We start from the raw sequence: 26,167 nt of genomic DNA, 5'->3' as shown, positions 1-26,167 counted from the left end.
GATCCGCATGTGGCGCCCCTTGCGCGCAGGCGGGCGTTGGGCCATAGACGCTGGCCATGGCCAACCCGCTTCTCACGCTCAAGGATCTCTCGCTCGGTTTCGGCGAGACGACCCTCTTTGATGGTTTCGATCTCGGCATTGCCGCCGGCGACCGCATGGCGCTGGTCGGCCGCAACGGGTCGGGCAAATCCACGCTTCTGAAGGTTGTTGCCGGCCTGATCGAACCGGACCGGGGCGAGCGGGTGCAGCAGGGCGGCATGCGCGCCGCTTACTTGCCGCAGGAGCCGGACCTTTCGGCCTACAAAACCGTGCTTGATTATGCCGCCGGCGGCCTGCCGGAGGCGGAAGCGGACGAGACCTACCGCGCCGAAGCGCTGCTGCATGCGCTCGGCCTTGAGCCGACCCGCGGCACGGACGGGCTTTCGGGCGGCGAGGCGCGCCGCGCGGCGCTGGCCCGCACGCTGGTGGGTGAGCCCGATATCCTGCTGCTGGACGAGCCGACCAACCATCTCGACCTGCCGGCCATCCAGTGGCTGGAAGAGGAGCTTTCCGGTTTTCGCGGTGCGATGGTCGTCATCAGCCATGACCGCGCTTTTCTGGAGCGCGTGACCAATGGCGTACTGTGGCTCGACCGCGGCGTGCTGCGGCGCATGGATGGCCCCTTCCACGGCTTTGCCGACTGGCAGGAGGGCATCTGGGCGCAGGAAGAGGTGGAGCGCGCCAAGCTCGACAAGCTGATTGCGCAGGAAACCGAATGGGCCAAGCGCGGCATCCCCGCGCGGCGCAAGCGCAACCAGGGGCGCCTTCGCGCGCTGGGGGACCTGCGCGAGCAGCGCGCGGCGCAGATTTCCCGTGCCGGTACCGCCGCGCTGGAGATCGAGACCGGCGCCGTCTCCGGCAAGCTGGTGGTGGAAGCTGAGGCCATCGGCAAGGATTATGAAGGCCGCACGATCATCCGCAGTTTCTCCACCCGTATCCAGCGCGGGGATGCGGTGGGCATCGTCGGCCCCAATGGTGCCGGCAAGACCACGCTTTTGCGCATGCTGACCGGCCATCTGGCGCCGGACCACGGCAAGGTGAAGCTCGGCACCAACCTGACGCCGGTTTATCTCGATCAGAAGCGCGAGACGCTCGACCCGACCCAGACGCTGTGGGATGCGCTGGTGCACAGCGAGATTGGCGGCGGCGGTGACCAGGTGATGGTGCGCGGCAAGCCGCGCCATGTCGTCTCTTACCTGCGCGACTTCCTGTTTGATGAAAAGCAGGCGAGGCAGCCGGTGGGTTCGCTCTCCGGCGGCGAGCGCAACCGCCTGCTGCTGGCAAAGGCGCTCGCCAGCCCCTCCAACCTGCTGATCCTCGACGAGCCGACCAACGATCTCGACATGGAGACGCTGGACCTCCTGGAAGAAGTGCTGAGCGATTATGACGGCACGCTCTTGCTGGTGAGCCATGACCGCGACTTCCTCGACCGTGTGGTGAGCAGCACCATCTGGGTGGAGGAGGGCGAAGCGATGGAATATGCCGGCGGCTTTACCGATGCCCGCCACCAGCGCATCGCCGGGCGTGGTACGGATGGTTTTGCGTCCGACACCCGCGTGGGCTCGGTGGCGCCGCCGGCCTCCGGCAGCAGTGGCGCGGCAAAGGCCAAACCGGCCAGCAAACCCTCCGGCAAACTCTCCTTCAAGGAGCAGCGCGAGCTCGACCAGTTGCCGGTGCAGATGGAAAAGCTGACGGCGGAAATCGCCGCGCTGGAAAAGAAACTGGCGGGCGCCGATTTTTATACCCGCGACCCTGCCGGCTTTAATGCCGCCACCGCCCGGCTGACGGCGGCCCATGGCGAACATGCTGCCGCCGAAGAGCGCTGGCTTGAGCTGGAAATGAAGCGGGAAGAACTGGCCGGCGGCTAAGGCCGGTATTTCTCGTTTGCGGCAGGAATTTGGAATTTAGTGCACTGCCACCGATCTTTTTGGGGCCCGCTTAGCGGTTCGGATCGCCCAGCCGGCGCCAAGCCTCGCAGGCATCGACCAATTCGCGGTCGCTGCCTGGAGTGAAATATCGCCGGTCAAACCAATATGCCCGTTCATGCTCCGGTTTACCTGACCGTGTGCCAGGATCACGGGTCATTCGTTCCCGAATGTCGTCGATGGAAACAACGTAGCACTTTGGCGCATCGGAAAGGGCATGAGCGACAAACACCCACCAAGGAGTGACAAGGGTTTCCGGCGTTAGGCCCATGCGCACGTCGTTAGGTTTCCCGCTATGCGCCTTAATCTGGATAGGATGCGCGATGCTCTCGCAACCAGACACGGCATAGAGGTCAGCTCCGCGCGCATTTCGAACCGTCAGCATGACATTCCATCCATGCCGCGAAAGCTCGCGGGCAACATGATAGACTCCGGTATTACCTACTAACTGCTTCTCGTTGCTCATCGCATAACCCTAAAACACATTATCCAGCGCCACAGCGTGCGATAATCGCGATTACATGCACGGAATACCCAATTCGATGACGGGGGCGGCCGCTGTATCGGCATCGCTGTGCCATGATGAGGGTGTCGAACAACTCATCACCGAAATTCTAATTTAGTGCAGTGTCACCGAATTCCGGAGGCATTGCTCGTGGGCGCGAGGTGCGAGCTTTAAAAGGAAGGAGACAGGCATTTTGTCCTTTTCCTTCCGCTTTTGGGTGACATTAGGATTTTTAGCCTATATTGGGTGGCTTGTCGATCCACAATCGGTGGTCGGTCTCACCGAGACGTCGTTTTAGGTGCTGGCCATTTCAAGAACCTATATATAATGCAGTATTACCGAATCTCCCTATCTGAATAAGCAATAAAAATCATAGTCTTACGCTCAGCTCTTTTCACTATTCTTCGACAACCTGAACGGAATCGGGATGATGATCATAAACAAAAAACAAAAAATCGATACAATATCAACAAATAGTCCAACAAATCCAAAAAACTTTAAGTAAAAAATGTCTGAATTCAGTGCCGATTTAAAAGATAGAAAGGCAGAAATCAGGACAACGGCAGAACAGGTTAGAATTGATATAAAGGTTGTGAGAAGAACTAAAACCACAAGGGCCCAGTGCCTTTTTGGTGATTTATACCCAACATTTCTTGGAGCCACCAACGTAGTCCATAAATGTGTCGCATCAAAACCTCCGTAAAAGAAATGCCAAGCCTCTACGCCTTCCTTCTGTAAAATTTTTGTTATCATGGTGTTTAATATTATAAAAGATGCCATGTACACTAAGAGTTGCCCAAAAAATATCGACGTAACTAGAGAAAATATCTGTTGAGGTATAATATTGACGGGCGCCTCAAACGATCCCGCACTGACTTTAACATCAGCAGGAAACGGTCCTAAAAAAACTATGGAAGCGCCGACAGCGGTTACCAAATAAGTAATGTTTAACTTTTTTATTAATTCTTTTTGCTCGGAAAAAAGTGATTTTAAAGTATCTTTATTTAAAAAGAAGCCCCTATGAGTCTCGGAATCCAACATTAGTTCATAATCAAGAAGAGATCTTTTCAAGATTGACGTTCTATAAATTTTATTTACTTTATTTTCTTCATCTCCATCGGTGCTCATTTTCACCTCCTAACAAAACTTACTTTGTGAAGTTACAGGAAGTTACGGTGACGAAGTTACGGTGACGGTGCACTAAACCATCCCGCTGTGTCAGGCACTGGCCGCCTCACGAAGTTACGGTGACAGTGCACTTAAAGTTACGGTGACAGTGCACTTAACTGTCTTTCGGCGTTAGGCGTTGGCAGCTCCCCCGCCGCCTCACTCTCCGGCACCGACATCAACAATGTCGCCCGCGCCGAGGCCAGATGCTTGCGGCAGGCCGCATCCACGGCCGCCACATCACCGGCCTTGAGGGCGCGGATGTAGTCGAGATGTTCGCCGAGCGCGACCTTGTTGCGCTCCTTCTCCGAGGCCTTGTTCCACTGGTAGTGATAGTGGAAGACCATGGCGATCACGTCGTAGAAATCGATGATGAAGCGGTTGCGCGAGGCTTCCAGCACCATGCGGTGGAAACGCTCGTCCAGCGCCGAGAAGTCGGCGTAACGCGCGTCGATCTGCGCGGCCAGCTGGTGATGTTCGGCTTCCATCTCCGCCAGCTGCGTCCAGGCCGGATGGCCCGGCGGCAGCTCAGCGAAGGCGCGGGCCGAGCGCAGCTCGAACATCTCGCGCACATCCGCCAGTTCCAGCGCGAAGTCCAGCGTGAAGCCCTTCAGCACCCATTGGCTGTTGCGGCGTTTTTCGATGAGGCCAAAGCGGCTGAAGCGGATGAGGAATTCGCGCAGGGCCGAGGTGCCGACGCCGATCTGGCGCGCCAGCTCCAGCTCGCTGATCTGGTCGCCCGCCCGGGCACCGCCGGCAAGGATGCGCTGCATGAAGCTGCGCTCGATGATCGAGGAGAGGCTGCTGGTCTCGTCCTCGGGGTAAAAGTCTTTGGCCACCGGCCGGCGCAGCAGCTGCTTGTCGCGCTTGTTCCACACGATGATGCCGGCTTCTGACAGGCCGGTGAGGATGGAGCGCACGGTGGTGCGGCTGATGCCAAGGCGCGCTGCCAGCTCCGGCTCGGAGGGCAGGCTGTCATCCGCCTCCAGCAAGCGAAGGCAGTTGTTGTAGGCTTCCTTGAAAAGAGTGCGCGGCTTGGTCATTAAGGCGGGGCCGGTTCCGGTCCTTGAGGGGAAGGGAGGGCTTTTCTCTCCCACGACCGCAAGGCTGGTGTCCATTTGGTTTTTTGTCCATAAAAAACCTTGACGCGCTCCTGTTGTCTCTTGTGAATAAGGGACAGAAAAAGGGCGGGGCGCGGCCGCTGAGCCGACGCCGCCCCAAAAAAGAGCCCGACCCCGGAAACGCCAAGCCGACTGGACGCTACCTTTGAGCACAGCAACACCCATCGTGCAGTTCGGCACCAGCCGGTTTCTGCAGGCCCATGCCGACCTGTTTGTAAGCGAGGCCGGCGGCCGCGCGCAGATTACCATCGTGCAGACCACCGGCGCGGCAGGACGCGCCGGGCGGCTTGCCGCCTTTTCCGCGCCAGAAGGTTTTCCGGTCATCGTGCGCGGGCGTGAAAAGGGCGCGGTGGTGGACCGCGAGGTGCGGGTGGTGAGCGTGGCGCGCGGCCTTTCCGCCCTTGATGACTGGGCCGAGCTGGTGCGCATCGTGACCGACGAGGCGCGCTGGATCGTCTCCAACACCAGCGATGCCGGTTTTGCCGTGCCGGAGGATGAGCGGCTGGACCTGACGGTGACGCCGGAAGCAGCACCCGGCAGCTTCATCGCCAAGCTGCTGGCGCTGCTGGCTGCCCGCCACCGCGCCGGCCAGCCGGGGCTGACCCTGCTGCCCTGCGAGCTGGTGGCCCGTAATGGCGACCGGCTGCGGGAACTGGTGCTGGGCCTTGCCCATCGCAGCGGGGCCGCCGCCTCGCTGGTGCGCTGGCTGGAGGATGAGTGCCTGTGGGTCAGCAGCCTTGTGGACCGTATCGTCTCCGCGCCGCTGGAGCCGGCAGGCGCGGTGGCCGAGCCTTATGCGCTCTGGGCCATCGAGGACCAGCCGGGTTTTGTGCCGCCCTGCAAGCATGAGGCGATCCGTGTGGTGGCGGATCTGGAGCCCTATGAGCGGCTGAAACTGCATATCCTCAATCTGGGCCACACGCTGCTGGCCGAGCGCTGGTTGCAGGCGGGTGCCACGCCGGGCGTCACCGTGCGCGAGATGCTGGCCGATGCCGGTATTCGCGGCTGGCTGGAGACAATCTACCGCGAGGAAGTGCTGCCCGGTTTTGCCCGCCATGGCCTTGCCCGGGAGGCAGATGCTTATGTGGCCACCACGCTGGAACGTTTTGAAAACCCGTTCCTCGACCATCTGGTGAGCGATATTGCGCAGAACCATGTGAGCAAGGTGGCCCGGCGGATCGGCGATTTTCTGGCCTGGTGCAATACAGGCAAAAGTGCTGGCAAAGGCGAGCGTAGCCCCCTGAACCAACCCCGACTTTCAGCGCTTGTCGCGGCCCGCGCCGCCGCCTGAGCCTTTCCGGAGTTTTGACCCCAAGATGACAACCGCTGTTCTGGACGCGCCGCGCGCCCTCAAGCTCTCCCCGGCCGACAATGTCGCCATTGCCGTCACAACGCTCGAAAAAGGCGCCCCGCTGCCGGGCGGCGCCGCAACCGCCGAGGCGATTGACCGCGGACACAAGGTGGCGCTCACCGCGCTTGAAGCCGGTGCGCCGGTGGTGAAATACGGCCAGGTGATAGGCCGTACCACAAAGGCGGTGGCGCCGGGCGAGTTCATCCACTCGCATAATCTGGCCTTCGACAATGCCCGCCTTTCCGCCGGCGGCCATCCGGCGCCGGTCAAGGCGCGGGAAGACGAGCTGGCGCGCACCTTCAAGGGTTATCGCCGGGCCGACGGGCGGGCGGCGACGCGCAACTTCATCGGCGTGGTGGCGAGCGTCAATTGCTCCACCACCGTGTGCCGGGCAATTGCCGATGCCGCCAACCGCGACCTTTTGCCGAAATATCCCGGCATCGATGGGTTCGTGCCCATCATCCATGACCAGGGCTGCGGCATGAGCGGCGGCACCGCCGAGGGCATGCAGGTGCTGCACCGGACGGTGAATGGTTATGCCCGCCACGCCAATTTCGGCGGTGTGTTGATGGTGGGGCTTGGCTGCGAGGTGAACCAGCTGGCGCTTTATGGCATGGACAAGGAAAAGTCCCTGCGCTCCAGCTTCAATATCCAGGATGTCGGTGGCTCCCGCCACGCCGTCGCTCAGGCGCTCACCCAGCTGGACGCGGTGGCCGCTGCCGCCAGCCGCCAGACCCGTGTGGATATCCCGGTCAGCGAGATCATCGTCGGCCTGCAATGCGGCGGCTCCGATGGCATGTCGGGCGTCACGGCCAATCCGGCGCTGGGCGCGGCGGTGGATATTCTGGTGCAGGCGGGCGGCACCGCCATCCTCTCCGAAACGCCGGAGATTTATGGCGCCGAACATCTGCTGACCTCGCGTGCCACCCCGGAAGTGGCGGCCAAACTCGATGAGCTGATCAAATGGTGGGAGCGCCATGTCGAGATCTTCAGCGCCTCGCTCGACAACAACCCCTCGCCGGGCAACAAGCGCGGCGGCCTGACGACCATTCTTGAAAAGTCGCTGGGCGCGGTGGCCAAGGCCGGGCAGACGGACCTCAAGGCCGTATACCGTTATGCCGAGAAGGTGGAGGCGCACGGGCTCGTCTATATGGATACGCCCGGTTACGACCCGGTTTCCGCCACGGGGCAGGTGGCGGGCGGCGCCAATATCATCGCCTTTACCACCGGCCGCGGGTCCTGCTTTGGCTGCCGGCCGACGCCGTCGCTCAAATTTACCTCCAACAGCGATCTTTATCGCCGCATGGAAGAGGACATGGATTTTGACTGCGGCACCATTGCCAGCGGCGAAGCGACGATTGAGGAGCTGGGGCACCGCATCTTCGACCTGATCGTCGACACCGCCTCCGGCAAACCGAGCAAAAGCGAGCTCTTCGGCTACGGCGACAACGAGTTCGTGCCCTGGCGCCTGGGGCCGACGCTCTAAGGCGACTGAAACTCAAAAAACAAGGGTGGGAGATGACCCGATGAAGGCACTCGTCTGTCTGGAGCCGGGCCGGCTTGAGCTGCAGGAGCGCCCGGCGCCACTATCGGCGGGATTGGCGCCGGGGCCCGGCGAGGTGCTGATCGATATCAGCCATATCGGCATCTGCGGCACCGACTATCACATCTGGGGCGGCAAACATCCGTTCCTGGCCTATCCCCGGGTAATGGGGCATGAGCTTTCCGCCACCGTGCGGCAGGGCGGGGAAGGCACCAGCCTTGCCGTTGGCACCGGCGTGATCGTCAACCCCTACATTTCCTGCGGAAGCTGCATTGCCTGCCGCGCCGGCAAGGCCAATTGCTGCACGGCCATCAGCGTACTCGGCGTGCACCGGGATGGTGGCATGTGCGGGCAGCTGGTGGTGCCGGAAAGGAACCTTTATCCGGCCGGTGCGCTCAACCTGCGCGATGCGGCGATGGTGGAGTTTCTGGCCATCGGCGCCCATGCCGTGCGCCGTTCGCTTGCGCCGAAGGGCGCCCGGGCGCTGGTGGTGGGCATCGGCCCCATCGGCCTTGGCGCCGCACTTTTTGCCCGCATCGCCGGGTTTGAGGTGACGCTGCTGGATGCCAGCGCCGAGCGGCTGGAGTTTGCGGCAGACAAATTGGGCTTTGGCCAGTCGGTGGAACTCGGCGCCGGCAGCAATGAGGAGCTGATGCGCCGCACGGGCGGCGAGGGTTATGAGGTGGTGTTCGATGCCACCGGCAATGCCGGGGCGATCATGAACGGCTTCCGGTTCGTGGCCCATGGCGGGGCCTATGTGCTGATCAGTGTGGTGAAGGATGAGATCAGCTTTGCCGATCCCGAATTCCACAAGCGCGAGATGATGCTGATCGGCAGCCGCAATGCCACGAAGGTGGATTTCGGGCATGTAACGGCGAGTATCGCCGCCGGCCTCGTGCCGCTTGACCTGCTCGCCACCCACCGCACCACGCTGGAAGGCGCGGTGGAGGATTTGCCACGCTGGGCGGAGACCAAGAGCGGGCTCATCAAGGCGATCATCGAGATCTGAAAATCGGCTTGGCTGCGGGTTTCAGTACCTCGGGTAAAGTCGAGTCGCATGTTTTTCAGCCTGTGGCTGTGTGCGGAGGGCGCACGAGCGGGAGTGCTGCTTACGTATAAAGTGAATTGAAAGAAGCGCTTGCCAGAGGGTTGCGCAAACGCCTTGCTCTGCCCGGCGGCAAGGTTATCGAATTATCCCGGTAATCTATCCGCTACCGGGTGGATATGTCCCGGCGCCAGGAAAGGCGGCCCTGCCCATGGGTTCTTCGACGCCAGCCTCCCCCTCTCTCCCCGCGCTGTTGCTACAGCTTTCCATGGCGCGCGGGCGCGACGAGATCATGGCCGTGGTGCGCAGCGGCGTGCGGGCCCTGGTCGGCAGCGACGGGGTGACCTTTGTGCTGCGCGAGGGAGGCTTTTGCCACTATGCCGACGAGGACGCGATCAGCCCGCTGTGGAAGGGCCAGCGCTTCCCGCTGCAGACCTGCATTTCCGGCCACGCCATGCTGGAGCAGAGGCCGATCCTCATTCCCGACATCTATCTCGACCCGCGGGTGCCGCACGATGCCTATCGGCCCACCTTCGTCAAAAGCATGATGATGGTGCCGGTACGCACAGAAGATCCGGTGGGAGCCATCGGCGTCTATTGGGCGGACAAGCATCTCGCCACGGCGAAGGAAGAAGAGCTGGTGGCCACGGTTGCCAATGGCGCGGCGGTGGCGTTGACCAATGTGGCGCTCTATGGCGAGCTGGAGGCGGCGCGTGACGAGGCGCTGAAGGCCAATCGGGCGAAATCCGTGTTTCTCGCCAATATGAGCCACGAGCTGCGCACGCCGCTCAACGCCATCATCGGCTTTGCCGACATGCTGCAACTGCCTGCCATGGCGCGCACGCCCGAGCAGCTGACCTCCTACCTGCATCACATCTCTACCAGCGGCACCCACCTGCTGGACCTCGTCACCGACCTGCTGGCGCTGGCGGAGATCGAGGAGGGGCGTTTTCCCATCGCGCTCACGGCCCAGGATTGCGGCGAGATGGTGGATGATATCGTCGAGCGCATGAGCGGCACGGCGAGCCATGCCGGCATCGAGCTGCGCCGTCAGCTACCGCAGCGATCCCCTGGCCCGGTACGGGCCGACCGGCGGGCCACCAAGCAGATATTGCTGAACCTCGTCTCCAGTGCGGTGCAGTTTACCCCGCGTGGCGGGCTGGTGGAGGTCGGGGCGAGGGCCAGCGGTCCGCGCCGGACCTTCATGGTGCGCGATACCGGCGCCGGCCTTGATGAGGAAAAGCTGCAGCTGGTGCAGGACCCGTTCGTGCGGCAGGGCCGTCTGGCGAGCCTTGCCGGCGACGGGGGCGGCGGGCTCGGGCTCTCCATCGCCAGCGCCCTCACCCGGTTGCAGGGCGGCGATTTCAGCATTGAAAGCCGCAAGGGCACCGGCACCACCGTGACCGTATCGCTGCCAGCCTGGGCGGAGCTGACGGCGGGGCGGGGATAAGCGGTCCGGCGGGCCTCGAGACGTGCTGGTCGTCTCTTTCGTGCCCCGAGGCTAAAAGAAACTCGCCTCTATCAAATGCCGGGCATAGTTGTGATGGGCAGCGCCGGTTGCAATGACGCCTGGTGCAAACTCGTCGACGAAAATGCCGTCCTTCATGACCAGAATGCGGTCGCACATATGGGAGATGACCGAAAGGTCGTGGCTGACCAGAACATAAGTCAGCTTTTCCTCGGCTTTCTTGTCCGCCAGCAGGTTGAGGACCTCGGCCTGGACCGAGACGTCGAGCGCAGATGTCGGTTCGTCGAGCAGCAGGATTTCCGGTGCGAGGATGAGCGCGCGCGCGATGGCCACGCGCTGGCGCTGCCCGCCGGAAAGCTCATGCGGGAAACGATGGGCAAACTCCGCCGGCAGGCCAACCTGGATGAGGGCGGCACGCACTGTCTGGTCACTGGCTTCCTGACCCATGCAGCGTAGCGGCTCCGCAATGGTGCGCCCGATGCGGTGGCGCGGGTGCAACGAGCCGAACGGGTCCTGGAATACCAGCTGCATCCGGCGCAGTTCGTCCCGCGTCCGGCGCCAGGAGACAGGCTTTCCATCAACATGGATCGAGCCGCCCCAACCTGATTCCAGCCCGGCAAGGCAGCGCAGGACGGTAGACTTGCCGCAGCCACTTTCGCCGACGATGCCGAGGGTTTCCCCCGCTCTCACGTCAAAATCAAGCGAGCGCACGACATGATTGGTGCTCTCGTTCTTGCCATAGCTGACGTCGAGGCCACGCACTTCGATCACGTTCATCGGCTGGTCTCCAGTTGCGACAGCAGGGCACGATCGAGTGTTGCCAGCCGTGCCACGGGATGTTTGGGATCCGGCAGTGCCGCGAGCAGCCCACGGGTATAGGGGTGGGCGGCATTTTCGAGTTGAGCCAGCTTCTCCACCACGCGCCCGCGATACATGACGGCAACCTCGTCGCAAAAGGCGGCGACCATGCGGATATCGTGGCTGATGAGGATGAGACTGGAGCCCTGTTCGCGCACCAGGCTGTCAAGAAGCTCCAGCACCTCCGCCCGTACGCTGACGTCAAGCGCCGATGTCGGCTCGTCAGCGATCACCAGGCGGGGGCGGGCGATCAGCATCATGGCGATCATCACCCGCTGGCCCATCCCCCCGGAAATCTGGTGCGGGTAAAGGCCCGTCACCCGGGCGACATTCTGGATGCGCACCCGGGCGAGCATTTCGGCACCGGCTTGCTGTGCCGCCTTGCCCCGGAGCCCCAGATGCAGATGTGCGGCCTCTGCCACCTGGGCGCCAATAGTCAGGACCGGGTTCAGCGAATAACGCGGGTCCTGCATGATGAGCGCCATCTGTTTGCCGCGCAGTTGCCGGAGTGCCCGTTCGCCCAGCCGGGCCAGGTCCATTCCGGCAAACATCATGCGATCGGCCTCGACCCGGGCTGAACTGGAGAGCAGCCGCATGATGGCGCGGCCGACCGTGGATTTGCCGGAGCCACTTTCGCCGACAATGCCCAGCCGCCCGCCCGCCAGTTGCAGGTCGATGCCGTCAACGGCCGCGACGATGCCGCGGGCGTAGGTGACGCGCAGGTTTCGGATATCGAGTGTGGGTTCAGCCGCGTTCATGGCGAGGATCCAGGATATCGCGAAGGGTGTCGCCGACGACGTTAAAGGCAAGGCTGGTGAGCAGGATGGCGAGGCCCGGCATCACCGCGACCCACCAGTAGTCGATCATGTATTTGCGGCCTGCCGAGATCATTGCGCCCCATTCGGGGGCCGGCGGCTGGGCGCCGAGACCCAGGAAACCCAGCGATGCTGCCGTCAGAGTGATGGTTGCCATATTGAGTGTAAGACGAACCACGACCGAGGGAATGCACATCGGGGCGATGTAGAGCGTGAGCAGGCGCAGGTTCGAGGCGTCATACATCCGTGCGGCTGACACATAGTCGGAGTTTCGCACGACAAGAGCCTCGGCCCGGGCGAGGCGGGCGATGGGCGGCCATGAGGTGAGCGAGATGGCGACAATGGCGGTGTTGAGGCCGGGGCCGATCGCCGCGGCAAAAGCAAGCGCCAGCACCAGAGAAGGGAAAGAGAGCACAATGTCGGTGAGACGCATCAGCACCGCATCGACCCGGCCGCCGAAATAGCCGGCGACAACACCGATAATGAGGCCGATGGGGCCGACGATGGCGGAGACCGAAAAGACGGTGCGCAATGTAAGCCTGGCTCCCCAGACCAGCCGGCTGAAGATGTCGCGACCGAATTCGTCCGTTCCGGCCCAGTGTGAGGATGAAGGCGACAGGAGGGAGCTGTCCAGTACCTGCCGGTTCGGATCATAGGGGGCAAGCAGCGGAGCGCTGAGGGCAACAAGCACCAACAACGCCAGGACGATAACCCCGGCAAAGCCCAGAGGCTCGCGCCGCAGCGCGGACCAGAAGGGAAGTGTCAGGAAGCGATGCAGCAACGAAGGCCGCCGAGCGCCGGTCAGATCAGCTTTTGTCATGTCCATCTCAGTTGGCCTCCCGGGTCCGGGGGTCGAGAAGCTGGTAGGCGATGTCCGACAGGAAATTCAGCAGCATGAAGGCGATGCCGATGACGATCGTCGCTGCCACCACGGCATTGATGTCGCCGATCAGCAGGGCACTGGTCATGTACTGGCCGATACCGGGCCAGGAGAACACGATCTCCGTGACCACGGCGCCTTCCAGCAGTCCGCCATAGGAGATGGCGATGACCGTGATGAGCTGGACGGCAATGTTGGGCAGGACATGGCGATAAAGCGTGCCGGCCGGGCTGACGCCCTTGGCTCGGGCAGCGGTGACATAGTCCTGCGACAGTTGCTCGAGCGTGAAGCTGCGTGTCATGCGCGTGATGTAGGCCATGGCCGAATAGGCCAGCATGGAGGCCGGCAGGATGATGTGGGTAAGGGCGTTCTGGAAGATCTCCATATCCCCGGCCAGCAAGCTGTCGATCAGGATCATGCCGGTGACCGGCGGGACCAGCCCTTCGTAGAAGACGTCGATCCGCCCCGGACCGCCGACCAGCTGTAGTCCGGCATAGAAGACGAGCAACCCGATCATGCCGAGCCAGAAGACGGGCACAGAGTGGCCGACCAAGGAGATTACGCGGATAAGCTGGTCGACCCAGCTATCCCGTTTAAGGGCGGCCAGCAGCCCCAGCGGAACCCCGACTATCACAGAGAGAACAATCGCCAGAGTGGCTAGCTCCAGTGTGGCGGGAAAGGCGTGCCAAAGATCGTCCGACACGGAGTTGCCGGTCAGCGCCGCGACACCGAGATCGCCCTGCAGCAGGTGCCAGAAATAAAGGAGGAACTGTTCCGCGACCGGCTTGTCCAGTCCCAGGCGTTCGCGCATTGCGGCATAGGCCCTGGGGTCCGCCAGCTCTCCGACGATGCTTCCCACCGGGTCGGTGGGAAGCATCCGGCCGATCACGAAGGTGATCGCGACCAGCGCCAACAGACTGAGGACAAGTTGCACAAGGCGCTTGTCCAGCCTCATGGCTGCAAGCTGCTTCATGATCGGCTGAGCCATGGTTTACTCCGACTTCGTCACCTGATCGACGCGGGTCACCTGCTGGGGGTGGCCTTTGTAGCCGTGCACATCCGCGGCGATGGCAATCGGCAGGTAGCGCTCGAACATCGGCTGGACCGCAGGCACGGCGTCCACAAACATGTGCTGCAACTGCTCATACATGCCGACACGCTTCGATGCGTCATTTTCCGTCATGATCTTTGCCGTAAGCGCCGTCAGTTCCGGGATGTCCCAGCCGGATCGCCAGACGAAGTTCCCGGCATTGTTGGCTGCCAGAGAATTGTCGGGGTTCGAGGTGAACTGTTCCATCGCTCCCATGGCATTGGGCATGTAGGCGCCTGTCTGAGGGATCAGGATATCGAATTTGCGGGCCCGGTGATCGCCGACGATATCGGCCCCACTGCCCTGCAGGACCTGGGCCTGAATGCCGATATCGGCGAGGGAAGCCTGGATTGCTGTTGCCAGCTCAACGCGCGGGGTCTGGGCGATCGTCTTGATGGTGGTCGAAAAACCGTCGGGATAACCTGCCTCGGCCAGCAGCTTGCGGGCGAGCGCGGGGTCGTATTTCACGTCCGGGTCCGGGATGGCGCCCTCATAATCGGCCGGCACCGGCACCAGCCGTTTTACGCCATAGGGCCCCATGATGCTCTTCTGGATGCCATCGAAATCGATGGCGTGGAGGATTGCTTCGCGAACCTTTGGTTTGGAGAGCGGTTCGGCGGTGACGTTCATAGCCATGACGTAGAAGCCGCCCGTGGGCACCTTCTCGACCTTCACCTCCTTCTTGTCGGCGAAATAGGCGATGTCGGCCGGCGAGAGCGAGCCGGCGATGTCGATGTCACCCTGTTCCAGCATCAGGCGTTCGGCCTGGCTTTCCGGAACGTGGCGCATCACCACCCGCTTCATCCTGGCGGCCGGACCCCAGTAGTTCTTCGCTGCTGACAGGATGATGATGTCGTTGGGCGCCCAGCGCTGCAGGTCGAACGGTCCCGACCCGGCGGAGTGGGTGCGAAGCCAGTCATTGCCGAAATCACTGTCCTTTGCGTGGGCCATGACCGTCTTGCTGTCGATAACTGAAGCGGCAACCTCGGACAGGCGATAAAGGAGAAAGTCGGCCGCGACCTTGCCGGTTAGACCTATCCAGAAGGTCTTGTCGTCGATGGCCCTGGTCAGGCTGTCGATGTTGCCGGCGTTGTAGCCAACAGAGCCGAGCTTGGCAGCCGGAGCCTGGCTGAGCTTGATGACCCGGCGGATCGACCAGACCATATCCTCGGCTGTCACCGGATTGCCGGAGCCGTTGAAGGTCGCATCCTTCAGGTGAAAGGTGATGCCCTTGTCGTCGATATCCCATTTTTCGGCGAGCTGTGGGCTCAGCTTGCCGGAAGCGTCGGATGACACCAGCCGGTCATAGAGGTTGGCCATGACTTCGAGGGCGGTCGATTCCTGCCCCTGATGAGGGTCGAGCGAAATGACCTGTGCCAGCGAGGTGCCGTAGACGAGCGTATCTGCCGGGGTCTTTGCCGCAGCCGGGCTGGCCGCCGCAAGAGCTGCCATGGTTGCCAGAACGGTTGTCGCCAGGCAGTTGCGTACAAACGCGGATTTCGCGGTCCGGGTGGCCATCTGTTTCCTCCTTGGAGTTTTTTTATTTTACCCCCGGGGAGCCGTGCCCCCGGGTTTGGAATGACGAAGTCAGGCTGCTGCTTTCCTCCAGGGACGGATCAGATCCTGGAGCATCTCCTCCTCTTCCCCGGTCAGGTCAACCAGGGGAGGGCGTACTGTACCGACGGCAAAACCCTGCAGCCGCACGCCGGCCTTGATGGCGGCAACCGCGTAGCCCTTGCGGCGGTTGCGGATCGCCATGAACGGGAAGAAGAATTCGTTGAGGATGCGCTCGCACGTCTCTCGCTCGCCTGCTCGCAGTGCCTTGTAGAAGCTGACCGAGAGTGCGGGGACGAAGTTGAAGACCGCCGAGGAATAGGTGGTGAAGCCGGCGCCGAGATAGGCTTCGGCGAACAGCTCGGCCGTTGGCATGCCGCCGACATAGGCAAGGCGGTCTCCCAGCTTTGCGGTGATGTGCCGGACGTGGCCGATATCTCCTGTGCCATCCTTGAAGCCGATAAGATTGGGGCACGCGTCGGCCAGACGCTGGAGCGTTTCGACACCCAGAACGCTGTTGTCGCGGTTGTAGACGGTGACGCCGAGGCCGGTGGCCGCGCATACGGCCTTTACATGGGCGTAGAGGCCTTCCTGGGGTGCATCGATGAGGTAGTGCGGCAGCAGCAGGATGCCGTCTCCGCCGGCCTCCTCGATCTCACGGGCCAGCTTGACCGCAACGGCAGTGCCCCAGCCGCATCCGCTGATAATCGGAGTGCCGTTTGCGGCTTCCTTGGCCGTACGCACAATGGTGGGGATTTCGTCCGGGCGCAGCGAAAACATCTCGCCTGTGCCCCCTGCAGCAAACAGGACCGAGGCCTCGAAGCCAGAGAGCCAGCCGATATGGGCCTGATAGGCTTTGGCATTGAAGGCGCCGTCTTTGTCAAACGGGGTGACGGGAAAGGAAAGCAGCCCTCCGCCCAGTGCCGCCTTGATCTGGTTTCTATCCACGCAATCCCTCCCTCTCGGCCTTGATCGCCCTTGATCTCGATCACACAATGCGAATACTCATACGCTGTCACAGCATGTATTGGCAGATGACATATGACGACTCATAGTACGACATAATCGGAAAGGCAATGGTGGATCGATGAACGCGCCAGCGTCCACAAAAGGAAAGGCGAGGCTTGCCGACGGTGTTGTTGAGGCGATCCGTGCCGAGGTGACGCAAGGTGTACTCGCACCCGGATCGCAGTTGCCGACCGAGCCGGTTCTGATGGAGCGCTTTGGCGTCAGCCGGACGGTTATCCGTGAAGCATTTGCCGAATTGCGCGCTGCGGGGCTGGTATATCCGGCCCAGGGAAAAGGCGTTTTCGTCGCGGAACGGTTGCCGCCGGCATCAAGCATGCTGTCAGCAGACGAGAAGCGATCCATCCCGCGCACGATAGAGATGCTGGAGTTTCGCTGTGGCATCGAGGTGGAAGCTGCTGGCCTGGCTGCTGCCCGACGATCAAGTGCTCAAGATTATGAAATATCTGAGAAAAACTTTGAGATGCGGCAGGTGGCGCTGGCGGCGCGCGGGACGGCTGAAGCCGATTTCGAATTTCACATGGCCATCGCCCGCGCCTCCAACAACGCATTCTTCGTCGACGCACTGTCACGGTTCGGACCGTCTGCGATTCCACGCAGTACCCTGCCCAGCCTGACCGAGGTGCAATCGGCCGATTATCTGCAGACAATTCTTGCCGAGCATGGGGCGATTGCCGACGCCATATCGCGGCAGGATGTCGAGGCCGCCCGCAGTGCCATGCGCACGCATCTGGAGAATTCGCAAAAACGCTACAGGGCGGTGGCGCTGGCCGTTCATGCCGGGCCAATGGTGGCGTCCGCCGCGGCGCCGGAGTGACGCCGTCGGCAGGGAGGGGCTTGCATCCTTCAAGAATCATACTATGACATAGGTCAATACGTATGACTGGAGGGAATGAATGTATATCGGGACCCAGAAAGAGCCGCGGGACGACGCCGATTTTGCCATGCTGGCGCAGTTTGGCATCCGACATATCTGCCTTGATCCGCCCGGCAACTGGAGGGGCTGGTCGCTGGATGCGCTAAAGGCGCATCGGGCAGACGTGGAGCGGCGCGGGCTTGTGCTGGACATGATCCAGTTGCCGTTACCGTCAGTGCCGGTCGACAGGGCGCCTTGCGCCGACATCTTGCTGGGCGGTCCGGAGCGCGATGCGCAGATTGCGGCGGTATGCAAGCTGATCGAGGACTGCGGCGCCGCCGGCATCCCGGCGGCAAAATATAACTTCAACTATATTGGCATTCCGCGCAGCGAAGACGAGATCGGCCGTGGTGGCTCCCGCAATTCATCCTTTCGCTGGGAAAAGATGGATCCTGACGCTGCGCCGCCCTGCTCGCCGCTGAGTGAAGACGAGATATGGTCACGGGCCGATTATTTCCTCGCCCGCGTGGTGCCGGTAGCGGAACAGGCCGGTGTGCGGCTTGCCTGCCATCCGCACGATCCCTGGACCCCGCCGGGTTATCGCGGCGTAACCCGTATCCTGGGCACGGTCGAAGGGATGAAGCAGTTTGTCGGCCTGCATGACAGCCCGTTCCACGGGCTTAACTTCTGCATCGGCACCGTCGCGGAAAATCTGGAAGATCCGGCGCGTGAAATGGATGACGTGATCCGCTGGTTCGGCACACGGGGCAAACTGCACAATATCCATTTCCGCAACATCAAGGGCCGCAAACTCGGTTTTACCGAGGTGTTCCTGGATGAGGGCGACGTGGACATGATCGCCGCCCTGCGTGTGCTGAAAGAGGTTGGCTATCAGTACATGGTCATGCCCGATCATGTTCCCGCGATTGATGCACGGGACCCGGAAGGGGCTGCCTTCGCTTTTTCATACGGCTATATCGCAGCGGCCCTGCAGGCTGTCGGAGCTTGACGTGACTTTCAAACCCCAGGGCAAGCATCTGATCGCCGGTGACTGGGTGGCGAGCGAAGAGCGGTTCTTTTCGGCCCCGGTGCGCGGTACGGTCGAGAGTTTCGGCGTTGCCAGTGCCGATCAGATCGACCGGGCAGTACGGGCGGCGGAAGAGGCATTTGGCGTTTATGGCTGGCTGCCGCGCGAGCAGCGGGCAACCTTTCTGGAGGCAATTGCCGGTGAGATCGAGGCCCGGGGCGAGCAGATAACGGAGATCGCCTGCCGGGAGAGCGGACTGCCGCCGGCTCGCCTTGAGGGCGAGCGGGGGCGCACGGCGGGACAGCTCAGGCTGTTTGCCGCCCATATTCGCGCCGGGGATTATCTTGACCGGCGGCACGATGGTGCGCTGCCGGAGCGTCAGCCGCTGCCGCGCCCGGATATCAGGATGATGCAGCGGCCGATCGGGCCGGTGGCTGTGTTCGGCGCCTCCAATTTTCCGCTCGCCTTTTCGGTTGCCGGAGGAGATACCGCCTCGGCGCTGGCGGCGGGATGCCCGGTGGTGGTAAAGGGTCATCCGGCCCATCCCGGCACCAGCGAGCTGGTAGCCGAAGCTATCCTGGCCGCAATAGACGCCACCGGCGTGCCAGCGGGCACATTCAGCCTTGTCCAGGGCAACACGGCTGCGGTGGGGCACGCGCTCGTCCGGCATCCGTTGATTGGGGCGGTTGGTTTTACCGGGTCGCTTGCGGCCGGCCGGGCGTTATTCGATCTTTGCGCCGCGCGGCCGCAACCCATTCCGTTCTTTGGGGAGCTGGGCTCGATCAATCCGATGTTCCTGCTGCCGGCGGCACTCGCGGCCCGCAGTGAGGCGATCGGACGCGGTTGGGCCGGGTCGTTGGCTATGGGGGCCGGCCAGTTTTGTACCAATCCTGGTGTCGCCATCCTGCCGGCGGGGCAGGCGGGGCCGCTGGTTGCGGCCACCCGAACCGCACTTGCGGAGCCGGCGCCGCAGCTAATGCTGACAGACGGGATTGCCGGAGCTTGCCGGCAGGGTGCTGACCGGCTGCAGGCTGTTGCTGGAGTGGAAACAGTCCTGAAGGTGGAGGCCGAAGGCCGTTACGGTGCGCCGTGCCTGCTCCGGACCAGCGGCAAGGTCTGGATGGCGAACCCTGAATTGGCACACGAAGTCTTCGGGCCGGTGGGGATCGCCGTCGTGGTCGCGGACGAGGCGGAAATGATGGCCGTTGCCCGCAGCCTTGAAGGCCAGCTTACGGCCACCTTGCATATGGATGAGGGTGACCATCCGCTGGCTGCGCAACTGCTCCCCGTGCTGGAGCGCAAGGCCGGTCGCGTGCTGGTGAATGGCTTCCCGACCGGAGTTGAGGTTTGCAGTGCCATGGTCCATGGCGGCCCCTATCCGGCCTCGACCAATTTTGGCGCGACTTCGGTAGGGACGCTGGCCATCCGGCGGTTTCTGCGGCCTGTCAGTTATCAGAATGTGCCGGCAAGCCTTCTGCCGGCAGATCTCACCTAAAGCGCCGCGAGGAACGTCAGAACCGCAGCCCGCTCGTCCGCGCCCAATTGCGCAAAACCGTCCCGCGCCTTTTGCGCTTCCCCGCCATGCCAGAGAATGGCTTCGGTAAGGGTGCGGGCGCGGCCGTCATGCAGATAGACGGGCGGTTTGCTGGCGACGGTTTCGGCAAGGCCAAGGCCCCAGAGCGGGGCGGTGCGCCATTCGGTGCCGGTGGCCCCGCCCTGCGGCACGCCATCGGCAAGCCCGTCGCCCATATCGTGCAGAAGCAGGTCGGTGAAGGGGTGGATGGTCTGGTTTGCCAGTTCGGCAAAGGGGCTGCTGCCGGTCGTCAGCGTCTCCTGGTGACAGGCGGCGCAGCCGAGCGAGCGGAAGAGGGCAAAGCCGCGGGCGATTTGCGGGTCACCGCCGCCGCGCCGCTCCGGCACCGACAGCAGGTGGCTATAGACGGTCAGCTGATCGGCAAAACGGGCGGGCAGTTCGGTAGGGTTGCTGCCGGCGGCGGCGCGGCAGGCAGCCTGACGTTCGCCGCCCGGGCAATCCGGGGCGGGGAAGGCGGCGGAGGTGAGGCCGAAATCCCGGTGGGTCGCAATCATCACCTGCTCCAGCAGGCTTGCCACGCTGGCCTTCCAGCCGAAGCGGCCGAGACTTTCCTTGCCGGTTACGCTGTCCGTCACCCGGTTCATGCGGCCACTGATGCCATCGCCATCCTTATCGTCCGCGTCGGCCAGGGCGGCGATTTCATTTTCCGGCACGGCGGCCAGCAGGCCAAGGCCGATCATCGGGGGGGCGAGGCGGGCGCTGACGGCCATTTCCGGCGGCGGCCCGGCCCAGCGCCAGACGGGTTTTTCCAGTGTTACCGTTTCGCCGCCGGCAAGGGAGGCACGGCTTTGCTGCCAGACGAGGGCAGGATAGGGCAGCGGCTCAAGGCCGGGCAGGACCTTGCGCTGGAGCTGGGTGCCGAAAAGCGGGTGCGGCGCTTCAGCCGGGGAGCCGGCGATGGAGAGATGCAGCAGTAGCGTTTCCCGGTCACCGCGCCCGTCGCGATGATGGCAGGCGGTGCAGGAGCTTTCTTCAAAATAGGGGCCAAGGCCGCTGAAGGGCGCTTCGGGCCGTGCCGGATCGAGGGGCCGCCAGTCGGTATTGAAGATGCGGTTGCCGGCCACAAAGTCGCGCAGATCGCCGGGAGCGAGATTGGCGGCCGGCAGGCCAAAGGCAGGCTCCCCGGCAAAAGCGCGGCCGGTGGCGCCGCCCAGGGTTACCGGGGGCGCCGGCAGTGGCGAAGTCAGTGCGGCCGGGGAGGCAATGCTGGCTTGAGCCGGGGCAGGCTGATCCGTTGGCCCGCAGGCGGCCAGCAGCAAGAGGCCGGCAAGGGCCGCCATTGCCGGCAGGAGCCGGCCGGTGGCCCGTCGCCCCGCAGCCATCAGCCGGGCGGGCTCAGGCGCCAGCGCATGGCATTGGCGCCGTCGCGGTAAAAACGCGGGTGGCGCACGATGCTGCGCATCAGCTCAAGGGCAATGATGCCGGCGGAGGTAAAGTCGTTACCGACACCGTTCTTGACGAAAATCTGCCCGCAGCCGGCCATCTCGCCCATATTGATGACGAGAATATAGGCGTTGCCGCGGCTGCAGATTTCGATGATGCGCTCCAGATCTTCTTCACGCTTGAAGGGCGGTTCGTGAGCGGTAACTGAGCGCATGTTGTAACCCCTGCCAGCATGCATCCTGCAACTGGCGGTCTGATCCTTATTCCTGCTTGGTCTTGCCACAGTTCCCCCGCTTTGCAAAGCTGCTAAGCTGAACAGGCAGGGCAGCTATTTCAGGTAGATGGCAGTGCTTGCGGCGGTGCAACAGGATGGAACCGAGCCCGGGCTATGGCTGATGACGGCCTGAAACAACCGGTGATCGTCAGGATCAAGAAAGTCGGCGGGGCCGCGCATGGCGGCGCCTGGAAGGTGGCCTATGCCGACTTTGTGACCGCGATGATGGCCTTCTTCCTGCTGCTCTGGCTGCTGAATGCCGTTGAACATCCCAAGATCGAAGGTGTTGCCGACTATTTTGCCCCGGTGAGCGCCACGCGCTCCACCTCGGGCTCCGCCGGTATCTTCGGCGGCGATGCGCTGACCAAGGGCGGCATCAATGCCCCGGCACCTTCCATCATCGCGACGCCGCTGCCGGTGGAAGTGGACCCGCCGGGGGACGATGAATTCGGCGGCGAGGATGAAGGGCTGATCCAGACGAAGAAGCCCATCGAGGGCGACACCATGGCAACCAGCCCCGATGACGTTGCCGGCAATGCGCCGACCGGCGCGACGGTGAAGCCGCCCAAGATTGCCGACCCCAAAATGGAGAACAAGGACGGCACCACCGACCCCAACGCGCCGGAGGTGGACAAGCTGAGCCCGGAGGACATGCGCAAGGAACTCGCCAAACGCGAGGAACAGCGCTTCGAGACCGCCGAGCGCCGGCTGAACGCCGCCATCCAGCAGAACCCGCTGCTGAACGCCCTGAAAGACAGCCTCAAGATTGACCGCACGCCGGAGGGGCTGCGCATCCAGCTCCTGGACCAGGACCGTTTCTCGATGTTCCCGACCGGCAGCAACGCGCTTTATGACCAGACACGCGCTATCCTGCAGGCGGTGGCCAGGGTGATTTCCGTTCTGCCCAACCGCATCAAGATCGAGGGGCATACCGACAGCGTGCCCTTCAACGGGGTGAATGGCTATGGCAACTGGGACCTGTCGGTGGACCGCGCCAATGCGGCGCGGCAGGTGCTGATGCAGGCAGGCATTCCCGAAGACCGCATTGCCCAGGTGGTTGGCCTTGCCAGCACCGACCCGGCCCTGCCGGCCGACCCCACCAATCCGCGCAACCGGCGCATTACCATGGTGCTGCTGACCGACCTGCCCAGTACCTCGGGTTACGACCCCAATGCCGCGCCGGAACTTTTGAAATAAGCCCATCCGCTTTCGATTGAGGCCGCTTTGGCGCCGCTGTTTGCGGGCGAGGGCGAAGCGTAAGTCGCCGGGGCGGTTATCCGTGAATGAGTCGGCGAACGCTGCTGCGGCGCGGCATGGCCAAAACCGGCGAAATTGGCCCGGAAACCGGCTGAAAGCGGTTTCGTCCTGTTGCCATTTTGTGACAGATGGGGTGCCGGCAGAAGAAAAATGCCGCACCGCATTTCGAAAGTGCGGCTTTGCATTTTCGAAAGCAGAAATCCGGGGATCGTAAATATCTTTCGATGGCTTTTTGTTCTGTCGGAAATTTCGAAAGCAAAATTTTCGCTTAACCGGTTTAGCAGAAAAATTGACCGTTTTTAGACGCTTTCAGAGGCTTGTCGACACGGAAACTGCGCTTTTGAGCCTGGAAGCTCCGGTCACAAAATAGTCCCTTGCGCAGTGAAACCAGCCTGCGTCAGTTTCGTTTCATCAAGGAACGCAAACGCCCTGGTGAGCAACATCTGCGGCACGGAAACGGCAGGCACCAAAACAAGCCACCGGCTCTGACGCAGGCCTCGACGGAGACATGGAAAATGGTCAAGCAGACGAAACCGCCGGTGGCGGTAACGCCCGATCTTTGCCTGAGCACGCCCGCCCCGGTGGCCGGCAAGCGCGTCTATGCCTTCAGCGAGGGCCGCGCCGAGATGCGCGAACTCCTGGGTGGCAAGGGTGCCAATGTGGCCGAAATGGCCCGCCTCGGCATTCCGGTGCCACCGGGCTTCGTCATCACCACCGAGACCTGCCGCGACTTCAACACGCTCGGCCAGCGGTTTCCCGCCGACCTTCAGCTGCAGGTCGACAAGGCGCTTGCCGCGCTGGAAGCGCAGAGCGGCCGCAAGCTGGGCGATGCCGAGGACCCGCTGCTGGTATCGGTCCGCTCGGGCGCTGCCATCTCGATGCCGGGCATGATGGACACGGTGCTGAACCTTGGCCTCAATGACCGGGCGGTTGCCGGCCTTGCCCGCAAGAGCGGCGATGTGCGCTTCGCCTGGGATGCCTACCGCCGTTTCATCCAGATGTTCGGCGATGTGGTGCTGGGCATCGACCATGCGCTGTTCGAAGAAGCTTTGGCTGAGGCGCGCGCCGAGCGCGGCGTTGCGGAAGATACCGGGCTGACCCCGGTCGATCTCACCCGCCTTGTTGACCGCTACAAGCTGATTGTCCGGCAGGCGACGGGCGCCGAGTTCCCGCAGGAGCCGGAAGTGCAGCTCATGAAGGCCATCCGCGCCGTGTTCATGAGCTGGGAGAGCCAGCGCGCCCGCACCTATCGCCGCATCGAGGGCATTACCGGCCTTGCCGGCACGGCTGTTACCATCCAGGCGATGGTGTTCGGCAACCGGGCCGGCGAAAGCGGCACCGGCGTCGTCTTCTCGCGCAATCCGGTAACGGGCGAGCGCGAACTTTATGGCGAGTTCCTGGCCAACGCGCAGGGTGAAGATGTCGTGGCCGGCATCCGCACGCCGGAGCCGGTGGCCGTGCTGAAGGAGCGTATGCCGGGCCTCTATGACGAGCTGACCGCGCTGTCGGACAAGCTGGAAGCCCACTACCGCGACATGCAGGACATCGAGTTCACCATCGAGCAGGGCAAGCTCTTCCTCCTGCAGACGCGGGGCGGCAAGCGCAGTGCCCGGGCGGCGGTGCGTATCGCCACCGATCTGGTGGCCGAGGGTGTGCTGACGCGGGAAGAGGCGCTGCTGCGGGTCGATGCCATGAGCCTTGACCAGTTGCTGCACCCGACCATTGCACCGGATGCCAAACGCACCGTGCTGGCCCGCGGCCTGCCGGCAAGCCCCGGCGCGGCGGCAGGCGCCGTCGTGTTCTGTGCCGATGCGGCCGAGGCTGCGGCGGCGCGCGGCGACAAGGTCATCCTGGTGCGTCGCGAGACGAGCCCGGAGGATGTGCACGGCATGCATGCCGCACAAGGCGTGCTGACGGCGACCGGCGGCATGACCAGCCACGCCGCCGTGGTGGCTCGCGGCATGGGCAAGTGCTGCGTGACCGGTGCGGGCACGCTGATCATCAACGAAGCGGCCGAAACCATCACCGCGCCGGACGGCACGGTGGTGAAGGCGGGCGATCTCATCACCCTTGATGGCGGCACCGGCGAAGTGATGCTGGGCGCGGTGGAAACCGTGCTGCCGGAACTGGGCGAGGATGTGCGCCAGCTGCTGGCCTGGGCGGACGCGGTGCGCGAGATGAAGGTGCGCGCCAATGCCGACACGCCGGAAGATGCCGCCCGTGCCCGCGATTTCGGCGCCGAAGGCATCGGCCTTTGCCGCACCGAGCACATGTTCTTCGCCCCGGAGCGCATCCGCGCCATGCGGGAGATGATCCTGGCCGAGGATGAGGCCGGCCGCATCGCTGCGCTGGACCGGCTGCTGCCCTACCAGCGGGCCGATTTCGCCGGCATCCTCAAGGAAATGGCGGGCCTGCCCGTCACCATCCGCCTGCTCGACCCGCCGCTGCATGAGTTCCTGCCGCAGGGCGAGGGGGCGATTGCGGAACTTGCCGGTGACCTCAAGGTTCCGGTCGAGCGCCTCAAGGACCGGCTGCATGCCCTGCATGAAGCCAACCCGATGATGGGCCATCGCGGCTGCCGCCTGATGATCACCTATCCGGAAATTGCCCGCATGCAGGCCCGTGCCATCACCGAGGCAGCCTCGCAGCTGGCCGCGGAAGGCGTCGAGACGGCTGTCGAGGTGATGGTGCCGCTGGTTGGCCTTGAGGGCGAGTTCAATGCCCTGGCCGACGTGGTGCGCGACGAGGCGGCAAAGGTGGAAGCCGAGACCGGCCACACCCTCGCCATCAAGGTGGGCACGATGATCGAGCTGCCGCGGGCCTGCCTGCGGGCCGGGGAGATTGCGGCCAGCGCCGAGTTCTTCAGCTTCGGCACCAACGACCTGACGCAGTTCACCTTCGGCTTCAGCCGGGATGATGCCGGCAAGTTCGTGCCGGCCTACCGCGAGCGCGGCCTCCTGGCCCACGACCCCTTCGCCAGCCTCGATACCGATGGTGTGGGCGATCTGGTGGCCATCGGCGTTGCCCGTGGCCGGGCGAAACGCGCGGGTCTCAAGACCGGCATCTGCGGTGAGCATGGCGGCGATCCGGCCTCGATCGCCTTCTGCCACGGCGCCGGGCTCGATTATGTCTCATGCTCGCCCTACCGCGTGCCGGTGGCCCGCCTTGCGGCAGCGCAGGCAAGCCTCAAGGCCCCGCGGACGGTGCTGGCCGCGGCTGCCGAATAACAGGTTCAAAAGCAAGAAGAAACCGGAGGAAACGCCCGTAACAAACCTGGGGCGGCACTGCTGACGAGGCACTGCCGACCCCGATAACAGGCCCCCTTGCCCCCGCCTTCGGCGCCGCTTCCTGAACTCATCTTGGAAGCGTCGCCGGGCGGGGGTCTTTTT

The 26,167-nt window shown here is 63.2% G+C and carries 21 protein-coding genes; 10 read left to right on the top strand and 11 right to left on the bottom strand.

Annotated features, from left to right (window positions below):
* Positions 1-56 precede the first annotated feature (56 nt).
* Complete coding sequence (locus QTL98_RS16665) at positions 57-1,907, top strand: ABC-F family ATP-binding cassette domain-containing protein (protein ID WP_445679590.1); 1,851 nt, start codon at positions 57-59, stop codon at positions 1,905-1,907.
* Positions 1,908-1,977: 70 nt separating this feature from the next.
* Here the strand turns inward: QTL98_RS16665 and QTL98_RS16660 are convergent, their stop codons facing one another.
* The 3 genes from QTL98_RS16660 to QTL98_RS16650 all read right to left on the bottom strand — a co-directional run bounded on the left by QTL98_RS16660 (position 1,978) and on the right by QTL98_RS16650 (position 4,679).
* Positions 1,978-2,430 carry a hypothetical protein gene (locus tag QTL98_RS16660; RefSeq protein WP_445679589.1) on the bottom strand — a complete coding sequence of 151 codons (453 nt, stop codon included), beginning with the start codon at positions 2,428-2,430 and terminating at the stop codon, positions 1,978-1,980.
* A gap of 423 nt (positions 2,431-2,853) precedes the next feature.
* Positions 2,854-3,597 carry a hypothetical protein gene (locus QTL98_RS16655; RefSeq protein ID WP_445679588.1) on the bottom strand — a complete coding sequence of 248 codons (744 nt, stop codon included), beginning with the start codon at positions 3,595-3,597 and terminating at the stop codon, positions 2,854-2,856.
* Between the two features lie 137 nt (positions 3,598-3,734).
* Positions 3,735-4,679 carry a GntR family transcriptional regulator gene (locus QTL98_RS16650; RefSeq protein ID WP_445679587.1) on the bottom strand — a complete coding sequence of 315 codons (945 nt, stop codon included), beginning with the start codon at positions 4,677-4,679 and terminating at the stop codon, positions 3,735-3,737.
* 223 nt (positions 4,680-4,902) lie between these two features.
* Between QTL98_RS16650 and QTL98_RS16645 the strand changes: the two genes are divergently transcribed.
* From QTL98_RS16645 to QTL98_RS16630, 4 genes are all read left to right on the top strand, one after another.
* The gene (locus tag QTL98_RS16645; RefSeq protein ID WP_445679586.1) at positions 4,903-6,048 is read left to right on the top strand and encodes a mannitol dehydrogenase family protein; all 1,146 of its coding nucleotides are present in this window, start codon (positions 4,903-4,905) and stop codon (positions 6,046-6,048) included.
* A gap of 40 nt (positions 6,049-6,088) precedes the next feature.
* Positions 6,089-7,594: a UxaA family hydrolase gene (locus QTL98_RS16640; RefSeq protein WP_445682176.1), complete on the top strand. Its 1,506-nt coding sequence runs from the start codon at positions 6,089-6,091 to the stop codon at positions 7,592-7,594.
* Between the two features lie 40 nt (positions 7,595-7,634).
* Positions 7,635-8,660 carry a zinc-binding alcohol dehydrogenase family protein gene (locus QTL98_RS16635; RefSeq protein ID WP_445679585.1) on the top strand — a complete coding sequence of 342 codons (1,026 nt, stop codon included), beginning with the start codon at positions 7,635-7,637 and terminating at the stop codon, positions 8,658-8,660.
* 247 nt (positions 8,661-8,907) lie between these two features.
* Entirely contained in the window at positions 8,908-10,146 is a 1,239-nt protein-coding gene (locus QTL98_RS16630; RefSeq protein WP_445679584.1) for a sensor histidine kinase, read from the top strand.
* 51 nt (positions 10,147-10,197) lie between these two features.
* On the opposite strand, the gene QTL98_RS16625 is transcribed toward QTL98_RS16630, so the two are convergent.
* The 6 genes from QTL98_RS16625 to kdgD form a co-directional block, all read right to left on the bottom strand.
* Positions 10,198-10,935, bottom strand: a complete 738-nt coding sequence (locus QTL98_RS16625; protein ID WP_445682175.1) for an ABC transporter ATP-binding protein — start codon at positions 10,933-10,935, stop codon at positions 10,198-10,200.
* Positions 10,936-10,937: 2 nt separating this feature from the next.
* On the bottom strand, positions 10,938-11,780 hold the full coding sequence (locus tag QTL98_RS16620) for an ABC transporter ATP-binding protein (RefSeq protein ID WP_445679583.1): 843 nt from the start codon (positions 11,778-11,780) through the stop codon (positions 10,938-10,940).
* Entirely contained in the window at positions 11,767-12,657 is an 891-nt protein-coding gene (locus tag QTL98_RS16615; protein WP_445682174.1) for an ABC transporter permease, read from the bottom strand. Before QTL98_RS16615 ends, QTL98_RS16620 begins: the two co-directional genes overlap by 14 nt.
* 7 nt (positions 12,658-12,664) lie before the next feature.
* Complete coding sequence (locus QTL98_RS16610; RefSeq protein ID WP_445682173.1) at positions 12,665-13,690, bottom strand: ABC transporter permease; 1,026 nt, start codon at positions 13,688-13,690, stop codon at positions 12,665-12,667.
* 18 nt (positions 13,691-13,708) lie between these two features.
* Positions 13,709-15,325, bottom strand: coding sequence for an ABC transporter substrate-binding protein (locus QTL98_RS16605; RefSeq protein WP_445679582.1), 1,617 nt, complete (start codon positions 15,323-15,325; stop codon positions 13,709-13,711).
* A gap of 69 nt (positions 15,326-15,394) precedes the next feature.
* Positions 15,395-16,309: a 5-dehydro-4-deoxyglucarate dehydratase gene (kdgD, locus tag QTL98_RS16600; RefSeq protein WP_445679581.1), complete on the bottom strand. Its 915-nt coding sequence runs from the start codon at positions 16,307-16,309 to the stop codon at positions 15,395-15,397.
* A gap of 139 nt (positions 16,310-16,448) precedes the next feature.
* Here kdgD and QTL98_RS16595 point away from each other — a divergent pair, with 139 nt between their 5' ends.
* The 3 genes from QTL98_RS16595 to QTL98_RS16585 all read left to right on the top strand — a co-directional run bounded on the left by QTL98_RS16595 (position 16,449) and on the right by QTL98_RS16585 (position 19,765).
* Positions 16,449-17,204, top strand: a complete 756-nt coding sequence (locus tag QTL98_RS16595) for a FadR/GntR family transcriptional regulator (protein WP_445679580.1) — start codon at positions 16,449-16,451, stop codon at positions 17,202-17,204.
* A 79-nt stretch (positions 17,205-17,283) separates the two neighbouring features.
* Positions 17,284-18,252 carry a mannonate dehydratase gene (locus tag QTL98_RS16590; RefSeq protein ID WP_445679579.1) on the top strand — a complete coding sequence of 323 codons (969 nt, stop codon included), beginning with the start codon at positions 17,284-17,286 and terminating at the stop codon, positions 18,250-18,252.
* A gap of 1 nt (position 18,253) precedes the next feature.
* Positions 18,254-19,765, top strand: coding sequence for an aldehyde dehydrogenase (NADP(+)) (locus tag QTL98_RS16585; RefSeq protein WP_445679578.1), 1,512 nt, complete (start codon positions 18,254-18,256; stop codon positions 19,763-19,765).
* On the opposite strand, the gene QTL98_RS16580 is transcribed toward QTL98_RS16585, so the two are convergent.
* Positions 19,762-21,186, bottom strand: a complete 1,425-nt coding sequence (locus QTL98_RS16580; protein WP_445679577.1) for a di-heme oxidoredictase family protein — start codon at positions 21,184-21,186, stop codon at positions 19,762-19,764. The two genes, QTL98_RS16585 and QTL98_RS16580, sit on opposite strands and share 4 nt — an antisense overlap.
* Complete coding sequence (locus QTL98_RS16575; RefSeq protein ID WP_445679576.1) at positions 21,186-21,461, bottom strand: hypothetical protein; 276 nt, start codon at positions 21,459-21,461, stop codon at positions 21,186-21,188. Before QTL98_RS16575 ends, QTL98_RS16580 begins: the two co-directional genes overlap by 1 nt.
* A 174-nt stretch (positions 21,462-21,635) precedes the next feature.
* On the opposite strand from QTL98_RS16575, the gene QTL98_RS16570 reads away from it, so the two are divergent.
* Positions 21,636-22,718 (top strand): flagellar motor protein MotB, encoded by a 1,083-nt coding sequence (locus QTL98_RS16570; protein ID WP_445679575.1) that lies wholly within the window; start codon positions 21,636-21,638, stop codon positions 22,716-22,718.
* 686 nt (positions 22,719-23,404) lie between these two features.
* The gene (gene ppdK / locus QTL98_RS16565; RefSeq protein ID WP_445682172.1) at positions 23,405-26,005 is read left to right on the top strand and encodes a pyruvate, phosphate dikinase; all 2,601 of its coding nucleotides are present in this window, start codon (positions 23,405-23,407) and stop codon (positions 26,003-26,005) included.
* Positions 26,006-26,167 lie beyond the last annotated feature (162 nt).

The organism is Radicibacter daui (assembly GCA_030657355.1).
Lineage (GTDB): Bacteria > Pseudomonadota > Alphaproteobacteria > Radicibacterales > Radicibacteraceae > Radicibacter > Radicibacter daui.
The sequence above is the reverse complement of the archived record's forward strand: the minus strand, read 5'-3'. Positions and strand labels throughout refer to the sequence as shown.